Source organism: Luteimonas galliterrae, assembly GCF_023374055.1.
GTDB lineage: Bacteria > Pseudomonadota > Gammaproteobacteria > Xanthomonadales > Xanthomonadaceae > Luteimonas_C > Luteimonas_C galliterrae.
Window position 1 is genome coordinate 13,306 of the sequence record NZ_JAMBEP010000005.1, and the last position, 18,287, is coordinate 31,592.

Annotated in this window: 15 protein-coding genes; 14 read left to right on the forward strand and 1 reads right to left on the reverse strand. The window is 66.7% G+C overall.

The genetic code is table 11. The features are described from left to right. The first annotated feature begins 142 nt into the window (after window positions 1-142). From M2650_RS15125 to M2650_RS15185, 12 genes are all read left to right on the forward strand, one after another. Window positions 143-1,126 (forward strand): alpha/beta fold hydrolase, encoded by a 984-nt coding sequence (locus tag M2650_RS15125; protein WP_249475936.1) that lies wholly within the window; start codon window positions 143-145, stop codon window positions 1,124-1,126. 914 nt (window positions 1,127-2,040) lie between these two features. Then, window positions 2,041-2,934 (forward strand): DUF2167 domain-containing protein, encoded by an 894-nt coding sequence (locus M2650_RS15130; protein WP_249475938.1) that lies wholly within the window; start codon window positions 2,041-2,043, stop codon window positions 2,932-2,934. A 96-nt stretch (window positions 2,935-3,030) separates the two neighbouring features. Continuing rightward, window positions 3,031-3,582 (forward strand): ECF-type sigma factor, encoded by a 552-nt coding sequence (locus M2650_RS15135; RefSeq protein WP_249475940.1) that lies wholly within the window; start codon window positions 3,031-3,033, stop codon window positions 3,580-3,582. Between the two features lie 2 nt (window positions 3,583-3,584). After that, entirely contained in the window at window positions 3,585-6,410 is a 2,826-nt protein-coding gene (locus tag M2650_RS15140) for a serine/threonine-protein kinase (protein ID WP_249475941.1), read from the forward strand. A 284-nt stretch (window positions 6,411-6,694) separates the two neighbouring features. Then, window positions 6,695-8,371, forward strand: a complete 1,677-nt coding sequence (locus tag M2650_RS15145; RefSeq protein WP_249475942.1) for a YadA family autotransporter adhesin — start codon at window positions 6,695-6,697, stop codon at window positions 8,369-8,371. 392 nt (window positions 8,372-8,763) lie between these two features. Further along, entirely contained in the window at window positions 8,764-9,012 is a 249-nt protein-coding gene (locus tag M2650_RS15150; protein WP_249475944.1) for a hypothetical protein, read from the forward strand. A gap of 682 nt (window positions 9,013-9,694) precedes the next feature. After that, a complete protein-coding gene (locus M2650_RS16620; RefSeq protein ID WP_425602558.1) occupies window positions 9,695-11,464 on the forward strand; it encodes a YadA-like family protein in 1,770 nt (589 codons plus the stop codon). A 166-nt stretch (window positions 11,465-11,630) separates the two neighbouring features. After that, the gene (locus M2650_RS15165; protein ID WP_249475951.1) at window positions 11,631-12,890 is read left to right on the forward strand and encodes an MgtC/SapB family protein; all 1,260 of its coding nucleotides are present in this window, start codon (window positions 11,631-11,633) and stop codon (window positions 12,888-12,890) included. A 95-nt stretch (window positions 12,891-12,985) separates the two neighbouring features. Further along, window positions 12,986-13,615 carry a hypothetical protein gene (locus tag M2650_RS15170; protein ID WP_249475952.1) on the forward strand — a complete coding sequence of 210 codons (630 nt, stop codon included), beginning with the start codon at window positions 12,986-12,988 and terminating at the stop codon, window positions 13,613-13,615. Between the two features lie 12 nt (window positions 13,616-13,627). Further along, window positions 13,628-14,113 (forward strand): hypothetical protein, encoded by a 486-nt coding sequence (locus M2650_RS15175; protein WP_249475954.1) that lies wholly within the window; start codon window positions 13,628-13,630, stop codon window positions 14,111-14,113. Between the two features lie 84 nt (window positions 14,114-14,197). Next, window positions 14,198-14,947 carry an NIPSNAP family protein gene (locus M2650_RS16565; protein ID WP_249475955.1) on the forward strand — a complete coding sequence of 250 codons (750 nt, stop codon included), beginning with the start codon at window positions 14,198-14,200 and terminating at the stop codon, window positions 14,945-14,947. Between the two features lie 49 nt (window positions 14,948-14,996). Further along, on the forward strand, window positions 14,997-15,683 hold the full coding sequence (locus M2650_RS15185; RefSeq protein ID WP_249475957.1) for a helix-turn-helix transcriptional regulator: 687 nt from the start codon (window positions 14,997-14,999) through the stop codon (window positions 15,681-15,683). Between the two features lie 195 nt (window positions 15,684-15,878). Here M2650_RS15185 and phhA read toward each other — a convergent pair whose 3' ends face one another. Continuing rightward, complete coding sequence (phhA, locus tag M2650_RS15190) at window positions 15,879-16,766, reverse strand: phenylalanine 4-monooxygenase (protein WP_249475959.1); 888 nt, start codon at window positions 16,764-16,766, stop codon at window positions 15,879-15,881. 121 nt (window positions 16,767-16,887) lie between these two features. Here phhA and M2650_RS15195 point away from each other — a divergent pair, with 121 nt between their 5' ends. Then, the gene (locus tag M2650_RS15195; RefSeq protein WP_249475961.1) at window positions 16,888-17,361 is read left to right on the forward strand and encodes an Lrp/AsnC family transcriptional regulator; all 474 of its coding nucleotides are present in this window, start codon (window positions 16,888-16,890) and stop codon (window positions 17,359-17,361) included. A 126-nt stretch (window positions 17,362-17,487) separates the two neighbouring features. Next, window positions 17,488-18,120 carry a DUF2238 domain-containing protein gene (locus M2650_RS15200; protein ID WP_249475962.1) on the forward strand — a complete coding sequence of 211 codons (633 nt, stop codon included), beginning with the start codon at window positions 17,488-17,490 and terminating at the stop codon, window positions 18,118-18,120. The last annotated feature ends 167 nt before the right edge of the window (window positions 18,121-18,287 follow it).

Sequence of the window (18,287 nt, forward strand, 5' to 3'; positions counted from 1 at the left end):
CCCTCGCCGGATAATTGTTACAGATTCGTGATGAGCGGGCCACGACAACGTCGCAATCTGTCGATCGGCTCCGTGACGTGTGGCATTCCTTGCGGCGGCGGCGGCCGGCTACCGTGTAAGCGATTTCGCAATGGATGGACCTATGCGCACCCTGCCCTGCTGCAGCCTGCTCGTCCTGGCCCTGGCCGCCTGCACGCAGCCTGCGACGGCGCCTTCGCCTCCGGCCGCCGCTTCCGCGGCGGCCCCTATCGCCGCGCTCGCGGCCGGCGAGCGGCGCATCAAGATGTCCGACGGCGCCGAGATCTATCTCAAGGTCGCCGGCAAGGGCCCGGTCTGCATGCTCGTGCATGGCGGGCCGGGCCAGGGATCGCTGTCGACCGAGAAGATGGGCGCCGACAAGCTCGAAGACTTCCTGACGATGGTGTGGCTGGACCAGCGCGGTTCGGGCAAGTCGCCGGATGCGCAGGATTACCGTCTCGAACGCGTCGTGCAGGACTTCGACGAAGTCCGCCGGGCGCTGGGCGCGGACAAGATGTGCCTGATCGCGCATTCGTTCGGCGGCATCCTGGCGGTGGAATACGCCAAGCGTTATCCGCAGCACGTGTCGGAACTGGTCCTGGCCAACAGCACCCTGCATTTCCTCGGCCCGGAGAATTCGCGCATGCAGATCGCTTTCGTCAACCGGCTGCTCGGCAGGACTGTCGTTGCGGTCGCCGACGATGCGAACGAAGCCGCGCTGGCCGAAGGCCGCGAGCGGGCGCGCGCGGCGCTGATGAAGAGCGGCAAGGGTTATCGTTTCCTCACCGAGAACACGGACAGCATTCGCGTGATGAGCGAGATCGACGGCGGTTACGAGCGCTCCCGAGGTTTCGGCAACGCGATTTTCGAACAGCGGGGGGCTTATCCCGAGTATTGGATCGACTATGCTCCCGTCAGCGCGCGGATTCGATCGCCGGTGCTCGTCATCACCAGCAGCAAGGACTACGCAGTGGGTCCGGACGAGTACAAGCGCTTCCGTTTCGCCCACCAGAAGACGGTGACGCTGGACGGCGGCCACATTTCGTATTACGAGAACAACGCCGAATTCGTTGCCGCCATTCGCGAATTCATGGCTGGACGGCGATAACCGCGCGGGAAGGGGTTCGGCGCTTGCAGAAGCTCGCTCTGCAGAGCGGAGCTTGCCTGCGCTACTTTCGCGCCCCTATGCCGTCATCCCAGCGAACGCTGGGACCCATGTTGCTCTTGCTCTTGCCCCTAAGCCGTCATCCCGGCGAAGGCCGGGATCCAGGCCCGCGTCCTCGCCAGCTGCGCTGCGACTCGCGCCATGGACAAAGGCTTCCGGCTGCGCCGGGTCACTTTCTTTGCTGGCCCAAAGAAAGTAACCCAAGAAAGGGCCTGAACTGCGGTGCGATGCGTCGCACCTGTAAGTCCGCCAGCGGCCCTGCTTTCGTCGTGGGTGACCTTCTTACGCAGGTACTAGATTTTGATTCGCAGCCTATGGGTGACGTGGCTTTTGCGGAGTTTCGCTAAGGAGGCGTTCGGGTCGATCGCCCCGAATCTAAATGTCGAAGCGACGGAGGAATCCCGAGGGCTGGCGAGCAGTGGCCAAGAACACAAGGTAACCCCATCGCCGGGATACCTTCCAAAGGCCCTTTTTCTTTGGTGACTTCTCTTTTTGGGCCCCACAAAAAGAAAGTCACTCGGCCGCGGTTTTAGCGGACGAAACCCCGGCCGGAACGGCCGGCAGATCGCGACGAACCCGCAAGCGAAGGCAGCGGAGCGAGCTCCGCTCTACAGAGCAACAGCAAATCTTCCCCGACCCCTTTTTTTCAAAGAGGGGAGACAAGCCAAGGCGCTGGATTACTCGCTTCGCTCGCCCTCCGGGCCATCTGCTGACGCAGAGGTCGCTCCGGCCTTCGGCTTCCGCAGTCCCGCCTTCGCGGGAATGACGGCTTAAGGACAAAGCGAGCCTTGCGGCGGCTCGGACCCGTGTGCAAACTTCCTGCCGGGACGTGGGGACGTCCGACAGGGGGATAGATCATGTGGGCAAGGGGATTGCTGGTCGGCTTGCTGGCCGTGACCACGGGGGCGTACGCGCAGGACAATGCCGATGCGGCCGCTCAGGCGAAACAGTTCGTCGAGTCGCTGCATTTCCGCAGCGGCGAGATCGCGGTGCCCGAAGCGCAGGCGCATTTCCGTCTGGGCGGCGAGTTCCGCTATCTCGAGAAAGCCGATGCGCGGCGCGTGCTGGAACAGTTCTGGGGCAATCCGCCCGACGACAGCGTGCTCGGCATGGTCGTGCCGACCGCCACGCCGTTGGATAGCGACGAATCGTGGGCGGTGGTGGTCACCTATTCCGACGAGGGTTACGTCTCGGACGAGGACGCCGCCAAGACCGATTACGATGCGCTGCTGAAGGAGCTGAAGGAAGGCACCGAGCAGGAAAACGCCGAGCGCAAGAAAGCCGGCTACGAGGAAATCCGGCTGGTCGGCTGGGCGGTGCCGCCGCGCTACGACGGCGACAGCAAGAAACTGTACTGGGCCAAGGAACTCGATTTCGAAGGCAGCCCGCAGCACACGCTCAATTACGACATCCGCGTGCTCGGCCGGCGCGGCTATCTGAGCTTGAATGCGGTGTCGGGCATGTCCGAACTGGAAACGGTCCGCGCCGGCATGCAGCAACTGTTGCCGATGACCGAGTTCGACAGCGGCGCGCGCTACGCCGACTACAACGCAGACACCGACAAACTCGCCGGCTACGGCATCGCCGCGCTGATCGGCGGGGGCATCGCCGCCAAGGCCGGCCTGTTCGCCAAGATCGGCGCGCTGCTGCTCGGCCTCAAGAAGCTGCTGATCCCGTTGGTGCTGGTGTTGCTTGCGTTCGGCAAGAAGATCCTCGGATTCTTCGGCCGCGACAAGCAGGACAAGGCCTAATCCGAAACCCGTACGGGCGGCCGCTGCCGGGCGCCCGTACGCCGGCCTCGTCCGCGGGGCTATGCTTAGGGATCGGGGTGGGGCGGACGCGACTTCATGGGGAATGAAATCACCGAGCTGCTGGTGCAAGCGCGTGCCGGCCAGCCGGAGCGGCTTTCGGCCGTGTTCGAATCCCTTTATCCCGAGCTGCGCCGCCTGGCGGCGTCGCGGCTGGGCGCCGGCGAACATACGATCACGCCGACCGTGCTCGTCCACGAATTGTTCCTGCGCGCCAGCAGCGGCGATCCGCTGTCGGCGACCGACCGCAAGCATTTCTTCGTCGCCGCCGCGCAGGCGATGCGTTGGATCGTGGTCGACCATGCGCGCCGGCGCGGCGCCGACAAACGCGGCGGCGGCCAGGTCGCGGTCACGCTGGACGAGGCCCTGGTCGGCGCCGATGCCGCGGACACGACCATGCTGGCCCTGCACGACGGGCTCGAAGCGCTGGCGCAGGTCAACGAACAGCAGCGCCAGGTCGTCGAGCTGCATTACTTCGCAGGTCTCAAATTCGCCGAGATTGCCGAACTGCTGGACTGCTCGGAACGCACGGTGCATCGCGAATGGGAGCGCGCGCGCGCTTTCCTGCACGCCTGGCTGAGCGACCCCTGAGCATGGACGCCGGCGAGCGCGAAACCTGGCGCCGGGCCGATCGCGTCCTCGACGGCCTGCTCGATCTGCCGGCCGCAGAGCGCCTTGCGCAACTCGAAAGCATGGACCTGTCGCCTGCGTTGCGCGACCGCGTGCGCCGCCTGCTGTCGGCCCACGAACGCAGCGCCGGTCCGCTGGACCGCACGTTCGCTGCCGGCATCGCGATCGAACCGCAGGCGCTGTCCGGTCGCCGGCTGGGCCGCTGGCGGCTCGACGGCGAACTGGGCCGCGGCGGCATGGCCGTGGTCTACCGGGCGCAGGCGATGGAAGGCGCCACCGGGCAGATCGCCGCGGTCAAGGTGCTCACGCTCGGCGCGCTGGCCGAGGTCGGCCGCGAACGTTTTCTGCGCGAGCAGCGTGCGCTGCTGCGCTTGCGCCATCCCTACATCGTGCCGCTATACGACGCCGGCGTCGCCGAAGACGGCACGCCTTGGCTGGCGATGGCGCTGGTCGAAGGCGAGCGCATCGACCAATGGTGCGGGCGTCGCGGACTCGATGCCCAGGCCCGCATCGGCTTGGCCCTGCAGGTCGGCGAAGCGCTCAGCTATGCGCACCGCAATCTGGTCATCCATCGCGACATGAAGCCGTCCAACGTGCTGGTCGATGAGGACGGCCACGTGCGGCTGCTGGATTTCGGCATCGCCCGGCTGGCGGACGACGCGGAAACCGAAGCCACGGCGACCGGCCTGCGCGCGTTGACGCCCGAATACGCCGCGCCCGAACAATTCGCCGGCGCGCCGCCCAGCACGGCCATGGACGTCTACGGCCTGGGCGCCCTGCTGTACCGCCTGCTGACCGGACGCGCACCGCGGCCGCAAGGGCAGCGCAACGCAAACACGCAGACGTTGGCGCCGTCTCGCGCTGCGCGGCAAGATCCGGCGCTCGCGCCTGCCGCCAGACGCGAAACCGCCAAGATCCTGCGCGGCGACCTCGATGCGATCCTGATGAAAGCCCTGGCGCAGGAACCCGAACGCCGCTACGCCAGCATCGAAGCGATGACCGACGACTTGCGGCGCTGGCAATTTCGCCGGCCGGTCCGCGCCCGCGCGCCTAGCGCCGGCTACCGGCTGCGCAAATTCGCCGCACGCCATCGCCTGGCCGTGGCAGCAGGCGCGGTGGTGGCGGCATTGCTCGGCACCGGCGTGGCCGGCGTGCTGTGGCAAGCGGGCCGCGCCCGCGCCGCCGCCGAGGAATCGCAGGCGCAGCTGGATTATCTGGGCAGCGTGCTCGACGTGCTCGCGCCGGGCACCGAAGCCATGAAGCAGCCCGACAAGCGCCAGCTGATCGCCGAAGTCGCGCGCCGCGCGCGCAGCGAACTGGCGCAGCGGCCGCCGCTGCTGGCGACGGTGGAACTCAGCCTGGGCGGCGTCGCCGAGCGCGTCGGCGATTATGCGCAGGCTTCGGACCTGTACCGCGCCGCGCTGCAGCGCCGCCGCAGCTTGTTCGCCGAACGCAGCGCCGAAGTGGCCGAAGCGCGCATGCACTGGGGCGATGCGCTTGCGCTGCGCGATCCGCCGGACATCGCCGCGGCCGAGCGCGAGTTGCGCGCGGCGGTCGGCGTACTGCGCGCCGAGCGGCCCGGATCGGCGTTGCTGGTTCAAGCGCTGACCGCCTGGGCCGGCAAGCTCGGCGACAACGACCGTTATCGGCAAGCCAACTCGGTTGCCGCCGAGGCGGCCGCGCTTTGCGAACGCCCGGCGCTGCGCGATGCGCAAAGCTGCGATCAGGCCTGGCTGGTGCAAGGCTTGCTCGCGCACCGCGCGGGCCGCCCGGTCGATGCGGCAGCGCCGCTGGAGCGGCTGTTGGCTTTGCGCCAGCGCCGCCGCGGCGAGCACCACGCCGACACGCTGTTCGTCGCCGGCGAACTGGGCAAGGTCTACGCCCGCAGCGGACAGCGCGAACGCGGTCTGGCGCTGCTCGAACAGGTGTACGCGCAACAACAGCGCATCTACCATCGCCCCACCAAGGAAAGCCTGAGCACGCTGCAATCCCTGTCCGAAGTGCTGGCCGACATGAGCCGCTTCGACCGCGCGCTGGCGTTGCGGCAGCGCTATCTGCAACAGGCGCGCGCCCTTTACGGCGAAAACAACGGCGACGTCGCCGTCGGCTACGCCAACCTGGGCTCGCTGTATTTCGCCGACGGCCGCTATGCCGAAGCGGCCGACGCCTATCGCCGCGCGCAGGATCTCTATAGCCGGCTCTACAGCCCGCAGCATGCCGGCGCGATGATCAGCCAGGGCAACTACGCCGACGCGCTGCGCGAGCAAGGCCGCGCGCGCGAAGCCCTGCCGTTGCAACAAGGTGCGGCGGCGGCGATGGCGCAATTGTTCGGCGAGGACTCCACGCGCCATGCCGCGAGGCTGAGCAACCTGGCGCGCACCGAATTGCTGCTCGGCGACGTCGCCGCGGCGCTGGACCACTACGACCGCAGCCTGGCCATCTACCGCAGCAGGCAGGCGCCCGGCGAGCATTCCGCCGCGGTGGTGCGCGCGTACCGCAGCCAGGCCTTGCTGGCCGCCGCGCGTATCGACGAAGCCCGATCGGAAGCGGACGCGGCATTGCGCGATATCGAAAAACTGCTCGGCCGCGAGCATCGCTATTACTGGGAGAGCCTGGCGTTCGCCGCTAACGCGGCCTGCGCCGAAGCGGGCGACGATTGCGCGGCATTACAGCGGGCGATCGCCGAACAACTGCAGCGCCAGGACGTACCCGGCGGCGCCCGCAGCAAGCTCGAACAGGCGCAGCAGGCCATGGCGATCCAGGAAGCGGCGCGCGTCAGCCGCCGATAAAACGCACGCGAGGTGCCGACCGTCGGCGGCATACGCTCGGGCCGAGAGCGTTGCGACGCGAGCCATGCGGCGACGCCATACGCCGGAGCGATTCTGCCCGATCACCCCTGCGCGACACCCGCCGCTCGCCGCCCGAACGGCGGCCACGCGATGCGCGGCCGTCGGCGGCTTGTCAGTTTTCGCCGCCGTCCTGCGGATGTTGACCCGCAAGGCCGCGGCGCGATCGTCGCCGGCTGAACGGGGAGGCCGCCCTAGCCGGCCGCAGCACAAGCGAGGAGCGAGACATGGGGATTTACGGGGTGCGCCGTCGGCTGGCGGCGGCAACGATCATCGCGCTGGGGCTGACGACCGGCGCTGCATGGGCGGGCGAAACCTGCGAACTCAGCAGCGGCGGCGCAGGCGGTGCGGTCGCCGATGCCGATATCGAAGCGTTGGCTTGCGGCCAGGGCGCGCAGGCGGCGGCCAATGCCACGTCTATCGGCGCCGGCAGCATCGCCACAGGGTTCGCCGGCACCGCGGTCGGGCATGCCAGTGAAGCGACCGCGCAAGGCGCGACCGCCGTCGGCACCAGCGCGGAAGCGGCAGGATTCACGAGTTCGGCGTTCGGCGTGGGATCGGCGGCGAGCGCAGCCGGAAATACCGCCGTCGGCAGCTATTCCCTGGCGACCGGCACCGGTAGCGTCGCCATTGGCGGCTGGGTGGATGTCGATTTGGACAGCACCGTCGAGGGCGGCGAGCGGACGACGGCTTCCGGCTGGGATGCCACGGCGGTCGGCAACCGCGCCAGCGCCGCCGGCGTCGACAGCACGGCGCTCGGCGCGCGCAGCAGCGCGCTCGGCAGCTACAGCACGGCCAATGGCGTCGGCAGCGCCGCCGGCGGCCTGCGCAGCACCGCCCTCGGCCACGGCAGCACCGCCAGCGGCGACCTGAGCATCGCCAGCGGCGCCAACAGCCAGGCCACGCAGGAAGCCAGCAGCGCCTTCGGCGCGCAGAGCGCGTCCACCGGCATCGGCGGCACCGCGCTCGGTTTCGCCAGCCAAAGCAGCGGCTTCCATTCGCTCGCCAGCGGCGGCTATGCGGTCGCCAGCGGCGACTCCAGTACCTCGATCGGTTTTCAAAGCCAGGCCACGGGCGCCGCCGCGAACGCATTGGGCGTCTTCGCCAATGCCAGCGGGCAATCCAGCACCGCGATCGGCACCAGCAGCCAGGCCAGCAATCGGGAAACGGTCGCGCTCGGCAACAGCAGCGTCGCCAGCGGCGCGGGCGCGACGTCGCTGGGGTATGCGGGCACGGCAGGCGGCGACAACGCGACCGCTGTGGGCTACTTCAGCGGCGCCGCCGGCAGCCAGTCGGTCGCGTTGGGAGCGATCAGCAGCGCGACGGCGAACGGCGCGATGGCGTTGGGCGGCGTCAGCACGGCCTCGGCCGAAGGCAGCGTCGCATTGGGCCACGGCTCGGTCGCCGACCGGGTGAATACCGTGTCGGTCGGCAACGCCGGCAGCGAGCGGCAGATCGCCAACGTCGCCGCCGGCACCGCATCGACCGATGCGGTCAACGTGAGCCAGATGGAGGCCGGCGATGCCGGCACGCTGTCGGCCGCCAACGCCTACACCGACAGCCGCATCGACGCGATCGCCGGCTTCGATCCGGCCGCCTTCGACGAGCGCTTCAACCAAATGGACGGCCGCCTGAACCAAATGGACGAGCGGCTGCGCCACATGGACGACCGCATCGATCGCGCCGGCGCGTTGGGCGCAGCGATGATCGGCATGGCCGCCAGCGCCGCCGCAGTCGAGGCCGGGCAAACGCGCGTCGGCATCGCCGCCGGCACTTACGGCGGCAAGCAGGCCTTGTCGGTCGGCGTGCAGCGCCGCCTGGGGGCGCGAGCGGCGATGACCTTGGGCGGGGCGTTCAGCGGTTCGGAGCGCTCGGCCACGGTCGGCGTGGGCTTCGGTTTCTAGCCGCTCCGGCTACAACGTTGAGGCGGTCCACCACCCCGGGCCGCCGCCTCACGCCGTGCGTTCGCGCGAACGCACGGCGTTCTTTCGTTCGGCATGGCCATTTTTTCGGAGGTTTCCGTCTTTAAGCCCACAGCCTGCGTTGCGCGGCGTATTCAGACGGAGCCAAATCAGATGATCCATGTTGCGACTCGAGCGATAAGCGATTTCTCGCCAGCCGCAGCGCTCGGCATGGCGGCGCCATGCAGCGTGGGCGCGGATCGCCGCAACCAGCAAGCGCCGCGGGCGGGATATGGCCGGCGGGTATCGCCGCGTGCGACGGTGCGGATCGGTGCCGCCTTTGCCGATGGAGACAACGCCGCTGGCGCGTGTCTCAACGCGGATTGGTAGCGGCCATGGGCGCCCTGTTTCCGGTCGTGGCGTTCGTGCTGGGCTGCGCGATGCTGGTTTCCGGCATCACCGGCATCTCGCACGTGCGCCGCAGCAAGGCCAAGCGCCGCAACATGATCGTGTTGAGCCTGGACGAACTGTTGGGCTATGGCGCCGGCTCGGTCATGCGGCGCGAAGCGCGAATCGAAACGGTATCCAGGGCGCTGATCGTCCTGGGCAGCGTGATCGGCCTGGTCGCCTATCTCAAGCTCTGACCATTCGGAGCGGACCCTGACGCTCCGAACCTGCTGTCCAGGATGAGAACAGGACAGCAAGCAGGCAAGCCTCTTCCCCGGGAGGTTTGACCTATTCCGCGCCGCTCCGCCGGCGCGTTTTTTTGTTCATATTTCGGTACTGCGCCGGCAGCGATCTCGTCAATTGATACTTATGGCACTGCATTTCTAAGAGCGCTGAGCTTGCGTCTGGCCAAATTATCGTGGAATCCGTCTTGCATCGGTGTCGGTCGGTATCGCGGCGCTTAAGCGCGCATCGAATCGACCTCAGGGCGCTCATCTGTCTTGGGCGCCATGAATGGCGTAGGCCCATCTCGGCTTTAGTCGTCCGGAGCGCGTCCTGGCGTTCTGAGTTGCTTTCCGGAGATCAGGACAGCGCTAGCGGGCCACGATCCCCGGCGATTGCTTTCCTTTACCGCGTTGTTTCGGCGACACGATTTTTTTGCGCTTGGACCGTGGTTTCCCGGCCCACTGCGACTTATGGCGATGCAAAATTGCCGTTGTCGCTGAATACGATCCGTCGTGGTGGCCTTTTTTTTAGCGGATTCCGTCTTGTAACGCACGACCGGCGGCGAAATACAACGATGGAATCCCTCTCATGAAGCATCCGAATTATTCACCTCTGCAACGCCCCGCCATTCTCGTGCTGGCCTTGCTCGCAGCGATGATCGCCCTGCCGGCCCATGCCGAGAGTTGCGAGCTGGTCGATGCGGATCCCGGCGAATTCACCGGTAATAGCACGGCTTCCGGCTCGAACGCGGTGGCATGCGGATACAGTAATGACGCCGATGGTCCGAATAGTAGTGCGCTGGGCAACAACAATTTCGCAAAGAGTAGCTTCAGCAGCGCGTTGGGGGTTCAAAACGACGCCCTCGGCGATAGCAGCACGGCGGTAGGCTACGACAACCACGCGAACGTCGGATTCAGCAGCGCCGTCGGATATTTCAATACGGCCGATGGGTTAGAAAGCAGCGCGCTGGGTTTTTTCAATCTTGCAAAGGGCAGTTCAAGCAGCGCGCTGGGAAGAAAAAACCACGCCATCGGCAACAACAGCACTGCGATAGGGTTCGAAAACTGGTCCAGGGCGCTGGATACCAGCGCGGTCGGACGCAGCAATGAAGCGAACGGAGCGGCCAGCTCGGCCATGGGCTTCGAGAATATCGCAGGCGACGATGACAGCGGCGCCATTGAAGCAAGCGCATTCGGTTTCAGCAACGAGGCTATGGGCGACCGTAGCTTCGCAGCGGGCCACGACAACGAAGCTAGCAATTCTCAGACCAGCGCTGTCGGTTATCGGAACGAGGCGACCGGGTCGACGAGCAGCGCGATGGGCAATCAGAACAAAGCCTCGGGGTTCGCAAGCAATGCCTTCGGCCTTTTTAACGAGGCCACCAATACAGGCAGCATTGCTTTCGGCAGCCAGAACAAGGCCAGTGGTGGGCGAAGCGTGGCCATGGGACACCTCAGCACGGCCAGTGGCGACGGAGGTCTGGCGATCGGCGGTTGGTTCGACGCAGACAATAGCGATGGCTTCGAGAACGACGTCGACACCGACAACAACGGCATGGTCGACGCCAGCAGCGAACTGACGCGTGCCGGCGGCACGCATGCCATCGCTATCGGCGCTGGGGCCTGGGCGACCGGAGAACACGCCATCGCCTTCGGCACCGGCAGCATGGCTAACGTGGATGACGGTGTCGCGCTCGGCACGGGCTCCGTCGCCGACCGCGGCAACACGATATCGGTCGGTTCGGCTGGCAACGAACGCCAAATCACCAATGTCGCCGCTGCGACCGAGTTGACCGACGCGGTCAATCTGGGCCAGCTGAAGAGCGAGTTGGAAGCCAATCTGGCTTCGGCTTTCGCTTACACCGACACCGCAGTAGCCACCGGCGGCACCGCCGCCAACGCCTATACCGACGACCAGATCGCTAACGTCAAGCAAGACATGGAAGCCGGCGACGTCGCCACGCTTTCCGCCGCCAACCAGCATGCCGATGCCGGCGACGTCGCCACGCTCTCCGCCGCCAACCAGCATGCCGATGCCGGCGATGCCGCCACGCTCTCCGCGGCCAACCAACGCGCCGATGCTGGCGACTCCGCTACATTGTCGGCAGCCAACACCTACACCGATAGCAAATTCGCTGGCTTCAACGATCGTTTCGAAATCGTCGACCAGCGTATCAACCGTTTGGACGATCGATTGAATCGCGCCGGCGCGTTGAGCGCGGCCATGGTAGGCATGGCGGCCAGCGCCGCAGCGGTGGAAGGCGGGCAGACGCGCGTCGGCATCGCTGCCGGCACCTACGGCGGCAAGCAGGCCTTGTCGGTGGGCGTGCAGCATCGCCTGGGCTCTCGCGCTGCGCTGACGCTGGGCGGCGCGTTCAGCGGCTCGGAACATTCGGCGTCGGTGGGCATGGGCATCGGGTTCTGACGGCCGTACTAAAGCGGCACGACCACGCGGCGCCAAACGGCGCCGCGTTTTTTTGCGGCCTTCATTGTTCCCATACTCGCCTAAGCGGTACGCGCCGCCGCATGCACGCGCCGAGCCCCCGCGCAGCGGCTAGACTCCGCCCTATCGAGCGCCGGCGGAGGTGCGAATGGATGCAGTAGCCAATCCATGGTGGCAGGGCCTGCTGGCCGCGCTCGGCATCGGCTTGCTGATCGGCGCGATGCGCGAGCGGCGCAAGGACGATCCCGATGCGGGACCGACCGCCGCAGGCCTGCGCACGCACGCGCTGACGGCGTTGTTGGGCGCGGTGGCCTGGCAGCTCGGCCTAGCGGTGTTCGTGACGGCGTTCGCCGCCGTGGCGTTGCTCACTTTCGCCGGCTACCGGCGCAGCGCCGAGCACGACCTCGGCCTGACCGGCGAAGTCGCCTTGCTGTTCAGCGCGCTGCTCGGCGCATTGGCGATGCGCACGCCCGCGCTCGCCGCCGGGCTCGGCGTGGCGGTCGCGGTATTGCTGTATGCCAAGACCGCATTGCACCGCTTCACCCGCGAGCTGGTCAGCGAACGCGAATTGCGCGACGGCCTGCTGCTCCTGGCCAGCGCGTTGATCGTGCTGCCGCTGCTGCCGCGCGAAGCGGTCGATCCCTGGGGCGTGCTAAAGCCGGCGGAACTGTGGAAGCTGGTGGTGCTGGTGATGGCGGCCGGCGTCGCCGGGCATGTGGCGCAGCGGTTGGTGGGCGCGCGCCTGGGCATGCCGGTAGCGGGCTTCTTTGCCGGCTTCGCCTCATCCACCGCTGCGGTCGCGGGCTTCGGACAACGCGCCAAGGATGCGCCGGCGCTGCGTCGTTATGCGGTGTCCGCGGCGCTGTTCGCCAATCTCGGTTCGTTGCTGCTGTTGGCCGGCGTGCTGGCCGCCGGCAATCTCACGTTGCTTCGCGCCAGTGCCTGGCCGTTGACGGCCGCAGCGCTGGCGCTGACGGCGTTCGCTGCGTTCGGCTTATGGCACACGCCGGCCGGCGATGCGCAGCGCAAAGAGGCGCAAACGCGCGCATTCAAGCTGAGCCATGCGCTGTCGTTCGCGCTGGCGGTCGCCGGCTTGCTGCTGCTGACCGCCTGGTTGCGCGAATGGATCGGCGACCGCGGCGCGTTGCTGGCTGCGGCGATCGCGGCGATGGCCGAATTGCAGGCGGCCGCGGTCGCGGTCGGCCAGCTCGCGGGCGCGAAGGCGCTGACGCTGCCGGAAGCGCGATGGGGCATCGTCGCGTTGTTGGCGACCAGCTCGGCGGCGAAATCCGTGCTGGCTTTTCTGAGCGGCGGCGCGGCCTACGGTTTGCGCGTCGCGGCGGGATTGCTTGCGATGACCGCGGCGGCGGCAAGCGTTGCCTGGTGGTGGCCGATAGGGGCCAATTAGCGATCGATCGATGAGCCGCTCGCTGCTGACAGCAGGTTGTCAGCAGCGCGAATGCAGGCTGTGTCCGTGCGCTGCGCACGACACGGAATTTCCGCATGCCGCTCCCTCCCCCCGATACCGTCGCGGCTGCGGACATCGACATCGTGCGCCGCCGCCTTCTCGCCGCAGCAGGCGGCGCGGCGGCGCTGCCGCTTCCGGCCGCGTGGGCCGGCGCCCCTCCCATACCGACAGGACGCGCCATGCAGACCGCGCAAGCGCAGGACGGACGCCACGACTTCGATTTCTATCTCGGCCGCTGGCACGTGCGGAACCAGCGCCTGAAACAACGCTTCGTCGGCATCGACGAATGGGAGACGTACGAAGCCACCGACGAAAGCCGGCCGATCCTGGGCGGCTTGGGCAGCATCGACGATTGCCGCACCGAGCATTTCGGCGGCGGCTTCCGCGGCATGGCGATCCGCATCTTCGATCCCAAGACGCGGCTATGGCGCGCGTACTGGTCCAGCAACCGCACCGGCACGCTCGATCCGCCGGTGGTCGGCGGCTTCAAGGACGGCATCGGCACCTTCTACGGAATCGACAAGGACGGCGATCGCGCCGTGCGCGTGCGCTGCCTGTGGTCGGAGATCTCCGCCGCGCACGTCAAATGGGAACAGGCGTTCTCGATCGACGAAGGCGGCACCTGGGAAACCAATCTAGTGATGCACATGACCCGCATCGGTTGAGGAGACCGCCGCATGAACGACATCGCCGACGAGCATGACGGCCGCCGCGACTTCGATTTCTTCCACGGCCGCTGGCAGCTGCGCAACGAACGGCTCCGGCAGCGCCTGGCCGGCAGCGACGACTGGGAAATTTTCGCCTCGACCCAGGATTGCGAACCGATCCTCGGCGGGCTCGGCAACATCGACAATTTCATCACCGATTGGGGCGCCGGCTTCATCGGCATGAGCCTGCGCCTGTTCGATCCGCAGACGCGGCTGTGGAGCATCTACTGGGCCAGCAACCGCACCGGCACCCTCGATCCGCCCGTGGTCGGCCGTTTCGAGAACGGCGTCGGCACGTTCTACGGCCACGACACGCACGAAGGCCGGCCGGTCCGGCTGCGCTTCATCTGGTCGGAAATCACAGCGACCAGCGCGCTCTGGCAGCAGGCGTTGTCGGCCGACGGTGGTGAAACCTGGGAAACCAACTGGTACATGCGCATGACGCGCATTTCCTGATCGCAGTTCGTTTTTCGTAGGTGCGAAGAGCAATAGCAGAGCCCTGTAGCCAGACCCGATATCAAACCGCAGGAAACGATAAGCGTGCTAGAAAACCGCAAATATGCTTCGACCCGCCCGATCGTCGAGTATCGGCGCTACACCTTGCACCCCGGCCGGCGCGAGACGCTGATCGACTTGTTCGAACGCCACTTCATCGAATCGCAGAACGAAGCCGGCATGGAAGTGTTGGCGCACTACCGCGATCTCGACGATCCCGACGCCTTCGTCTGGTTCCGCGGCTTTCGCGACATGGCAACCCGCGCCGAAGCCTTGCGCGCCTTCTACCTGGATGGCGAGGCGTGGCGAACGCACCGCGAAGCCGCCAATGCGACGATGATCGATTCGGACGACGTACTGCTGCTGCGCGAAGTGCGTGCGGGCAGCGGTTTCGGCCCGGCGCGACCGCGTCCGCCGGTCGGCGCGCAGCTGCCGCCGTCGCGGGAGGTCGTCACCACTTATCGGCTGGCGGCGCCGGCCGATGCCGCTTTCCTGGATCTTTTCGACCGCGCGCTCGTGCCTGCCGCCGCTGCCGCCGGCGCGCGGTTGCATGCCGCGTATGCGACCGAGTACGGCGCCAACAATTTTCCGCGCCTGCCGGTCCGCGAGGGCGAGCACGTGTTCGTATGGATCGCCGGCTTCGACGATCAGGCAAGCTGCGAGCGATACCAGCAGGCGCTCGCGTCGTCGCCGCGCTGGCGCGAACGGGTGCTGCCGGAACTGTCGCCACGGCTGATCGGGCCGCCCGAAGTGCGACGCCTGGCGCCGGCCGCCCGTTCGCTGGCGCGCGATTGAACGATGCGGCGATTGAGTCGCAAGAGGGGCCGCGCGATGATGTCGCACCATGCGCCGCGCCGACCGACTGTTCCTGATCATCCACGCCCTGCGCGGACGCCGCTCGGCGATGCCCGCGCGCGCCTTGGCCGAGACGCTGGACGTGTCGCTGCGCACGATCTACCGGGACGTGGCCGACCTGCAGTTGTCCGGCGTGCCTATCGAGGGCGAGGCCGGCGTGGGCTACGTGCTGCGCAAGGGTTCGGACATTCCGCCGCTGATGTTCAATATCGATGAGCTCGAAGCCTTGGTCGTGGGCACGCGCTTCGTGCGCGCGTTCGGCGGCGAGCGCCTGGGCCTGGGCGCCAAGGCCGCGCTGCTGAAGATCGAGGCGGTGCTGCCGCCGGAGTTGCGCGAGCGCAGCCGGCGCACGCGGATCTTCGCGCCCGAACTCGCCCATCGCATCGAAACCACCGGAATGGTCGACCGGCTGCATGCGGCGATCGAGGCGCGCAAGCTATTGCGCTTGGACTATCGGGACAAGGACGAGCGCATCACCACGCGCGAAGTGGAGCCGCTGTGTCTGGCGTTCTGGGGCGGCAGCTGGACGCTCGGCGCCTGGTGCCGGCTGCGCGAGGATTTCCGCAGTTTCCGGCCCGACCGGATCGCGGCGATCCACGACGACGGGGTCATCTTCCCGGAAACCGAAGCGCATGGCTTCGATGCGTATCTGCGTGCGGTGAACGCATCGCTTTAAAGCTCCCTCTCCCGCTTGCGGGAGAGGGCTGGGGAGAGGGCGCGCGAAATCTCAGTTCGCGTCAAACCGAGATGAAGCGGCCTATTTTCGCCGGCAGCGCACGAATCGACCTGCGTCGCCATCTGCGATGTCGCGCGCCCTCACCCAACCCTCTCCCGCAAGCGGGAGAGGGCTAAAGCGGAAGGCTAAAACGAATCACACATCGCCGTCGCTGGCCCAACCCTCGCCCGTGCCGCGGGTATAGACCTTATCGCTATCGAGCACCGTGCCGGCCGGATACGACTCCTGCGACGCCAGCCGCGCATAGATCGGCGTGAAGTCGGGCTCGGTCGCGCTTATCAGCTGCTCGAAGCTGTCGATCACGAAATATGTCTTCTGGTAGGTATCGATGCGGTAGCGCGTGCGCATGATCCGCTCCAGGTCGAAACCGATCCGGTTCGGCGCATCGCTTTCCAGGCAGTAGATCGATTCGCCCTTCGACGACACGATGCCGCTGCCGTAGATGCGCAGGCCCTCCGGCTGCCGGATCAGGCCGAACTCCACCGTGTACCAATACAGCCGGGTCAGCGCGGTCAGCGCTCCGGGGCCGATGCCGTGCGCCTTCACGCCGCCGCGGCCGTAGGCCTGCATGTAGTCGGCGAACAAGGGATTCATCAGCAGCGGCACGTGCCCGAACAGGTCGTGGAACAGATCGGGTTCTTCGATGTAGTCGATCTGTTCGGGCTTGCGGATCCACCACGTCACCGGGAAACGGCGGTTGGCCAAGTGGTCGAAAAAATCCAGCTCGGGCAGCAAGCCTTCCACGCCGATCAGTTCCCAGCCGGTGGCGTCGCGCATGACCCGGTTGAGGTCGCTGAATTTCGGGATGCGGTCCGGGGTCATGCCCATCGCGTCCTGCGCGACCAGGAACTCGTCGCTGGCGCGGCCGACCAGGATCTGGCGCTGACGTTCGTACAGGCGGCGCCAGACGTCGTGATCTTCGGCCGTGTAGTCGGCCCAGGGCTGCGCGACCACGCCGGTGGCGTAGACCGGCACCTTGCCCTTGTCGGTCTGCAGATTTTCGACGCGTCGGGGCTGGTTCATGGCGGCACTCCTGGACGACTCACGACTTTAGTCGTGAAATCGCGCAAAAAGATTGCATAATTGCGCCAAAAGTGCCGTCATACGCACTATTCTTGCGTAAATCAGAGAATATCGGCTCAAAATGTCGCAAACCGAGCTGGACCGCATCGATTTATTGCTGCTGGCAGAGTTGCAGCGCAATGGCCGCCTCACCAACGCGGAGCTCGCAGAGCGCGTTCACTTGTCGGCCTCGGCCTGCCTGCGCCGCGTGCAGCGGCTGGAACGGGACGGCGTGATCGCCGGCTATCGCGCCGAGGTCGATCCCGAACGCATCGGCCTGGGCCTGCAGGCCTTCGTGCGCGTGCAACTGAGCCACCACGACGCCGAATCGGTCGCCGCGTTCGCGCGCTTCGTCAACGAATGGGACGAGGTCGTCGCCTGCCATGCGCTGACCGGCGACATGGATTACCTGTTGCAGGTCGCGGTGCGCGATCTCGAGCATTTCTCGCGCTTCCTGCTCGACCGCCTGCTCAACCGTAGCGGCGTGGCCGACGTCAATTCCAGTTTCGTGCTGCGCACGGTGAAAGCCTTGCGCGGTTTGCCGCTGCCCACGTAATTTGGCTCTTCGTAGGAGCGGCTTCAGCCGCGAGCTCTTAATCGCACGCGGCCGCGATTTGATGGAAAGAGCTCGCGGCGAAAGCCGCTCCTACGAAAAGCGAAAAGCCGAAGCGGGGGAATAGAGATGACAGCGCCGATAGCCCAACCCCCGTCGCGCCTCGAGCGGATCATCTTGCTTGCGCTGGTGGCCGGCGCGCTGATCTATTCGGGCATCGCGCCCAAGGACCGCCTGACCTGGTTCATGGAAGTGGTATGGGTCGTCGCGGCGTTGCCGCTGATCTGCTTTTGCTGGCCGCGTTTCCCGCTGACGCGACTGCTGTGCTGGCTGCTGGCCGCGCACGCGCTGGTCCTGATCCACGGCGGCGCCTATACCTATGCGGAAACGCCGTTGGGATTCTGGCTGCGCGACACCTTCGATTTCGAACGCAATCCGTGGGATCGCGTCGGTCATTTCATGCAGGGTTTCGTACCGGCGATCCTGGCGCGCGAGCTGCTGTTGCGGCTGACGCCGCTCAAGCGCGGCGGTTGGCTGGTGTACCTGGTGCTGGCCGCGTGCCTGAGTTTCTCGGCGTTCTTCGAACTGATCGAATGGTGGGCGGCGCTGGCGTTCGGCGCCGACGCCGATGCGTTCCTGGCCACGCAGGGCGACCCATGGGACACTCAGTGGGATATGTTCCTGTGCCTGATCGGCGCGGCGCTGTCGTTGCTGGTTTGGTCGCGTTTGCACGACAGCCAACTCGGCGTTCGGACTCCGTAGAGCGGGGCTTGCCCGTTGCCGTTGCTCGCCAGCGCTCGGGTTCCTCGTCGCTTCGACATTTAGATTCGAGGCGATCGACCCGAACTACTCCTTAGCGCAACGCCGCAAAAGCCGCGTCACCCATAGGCTACGAATCAAAATCTAGTACCTGCGTAAGAAGGTCACCC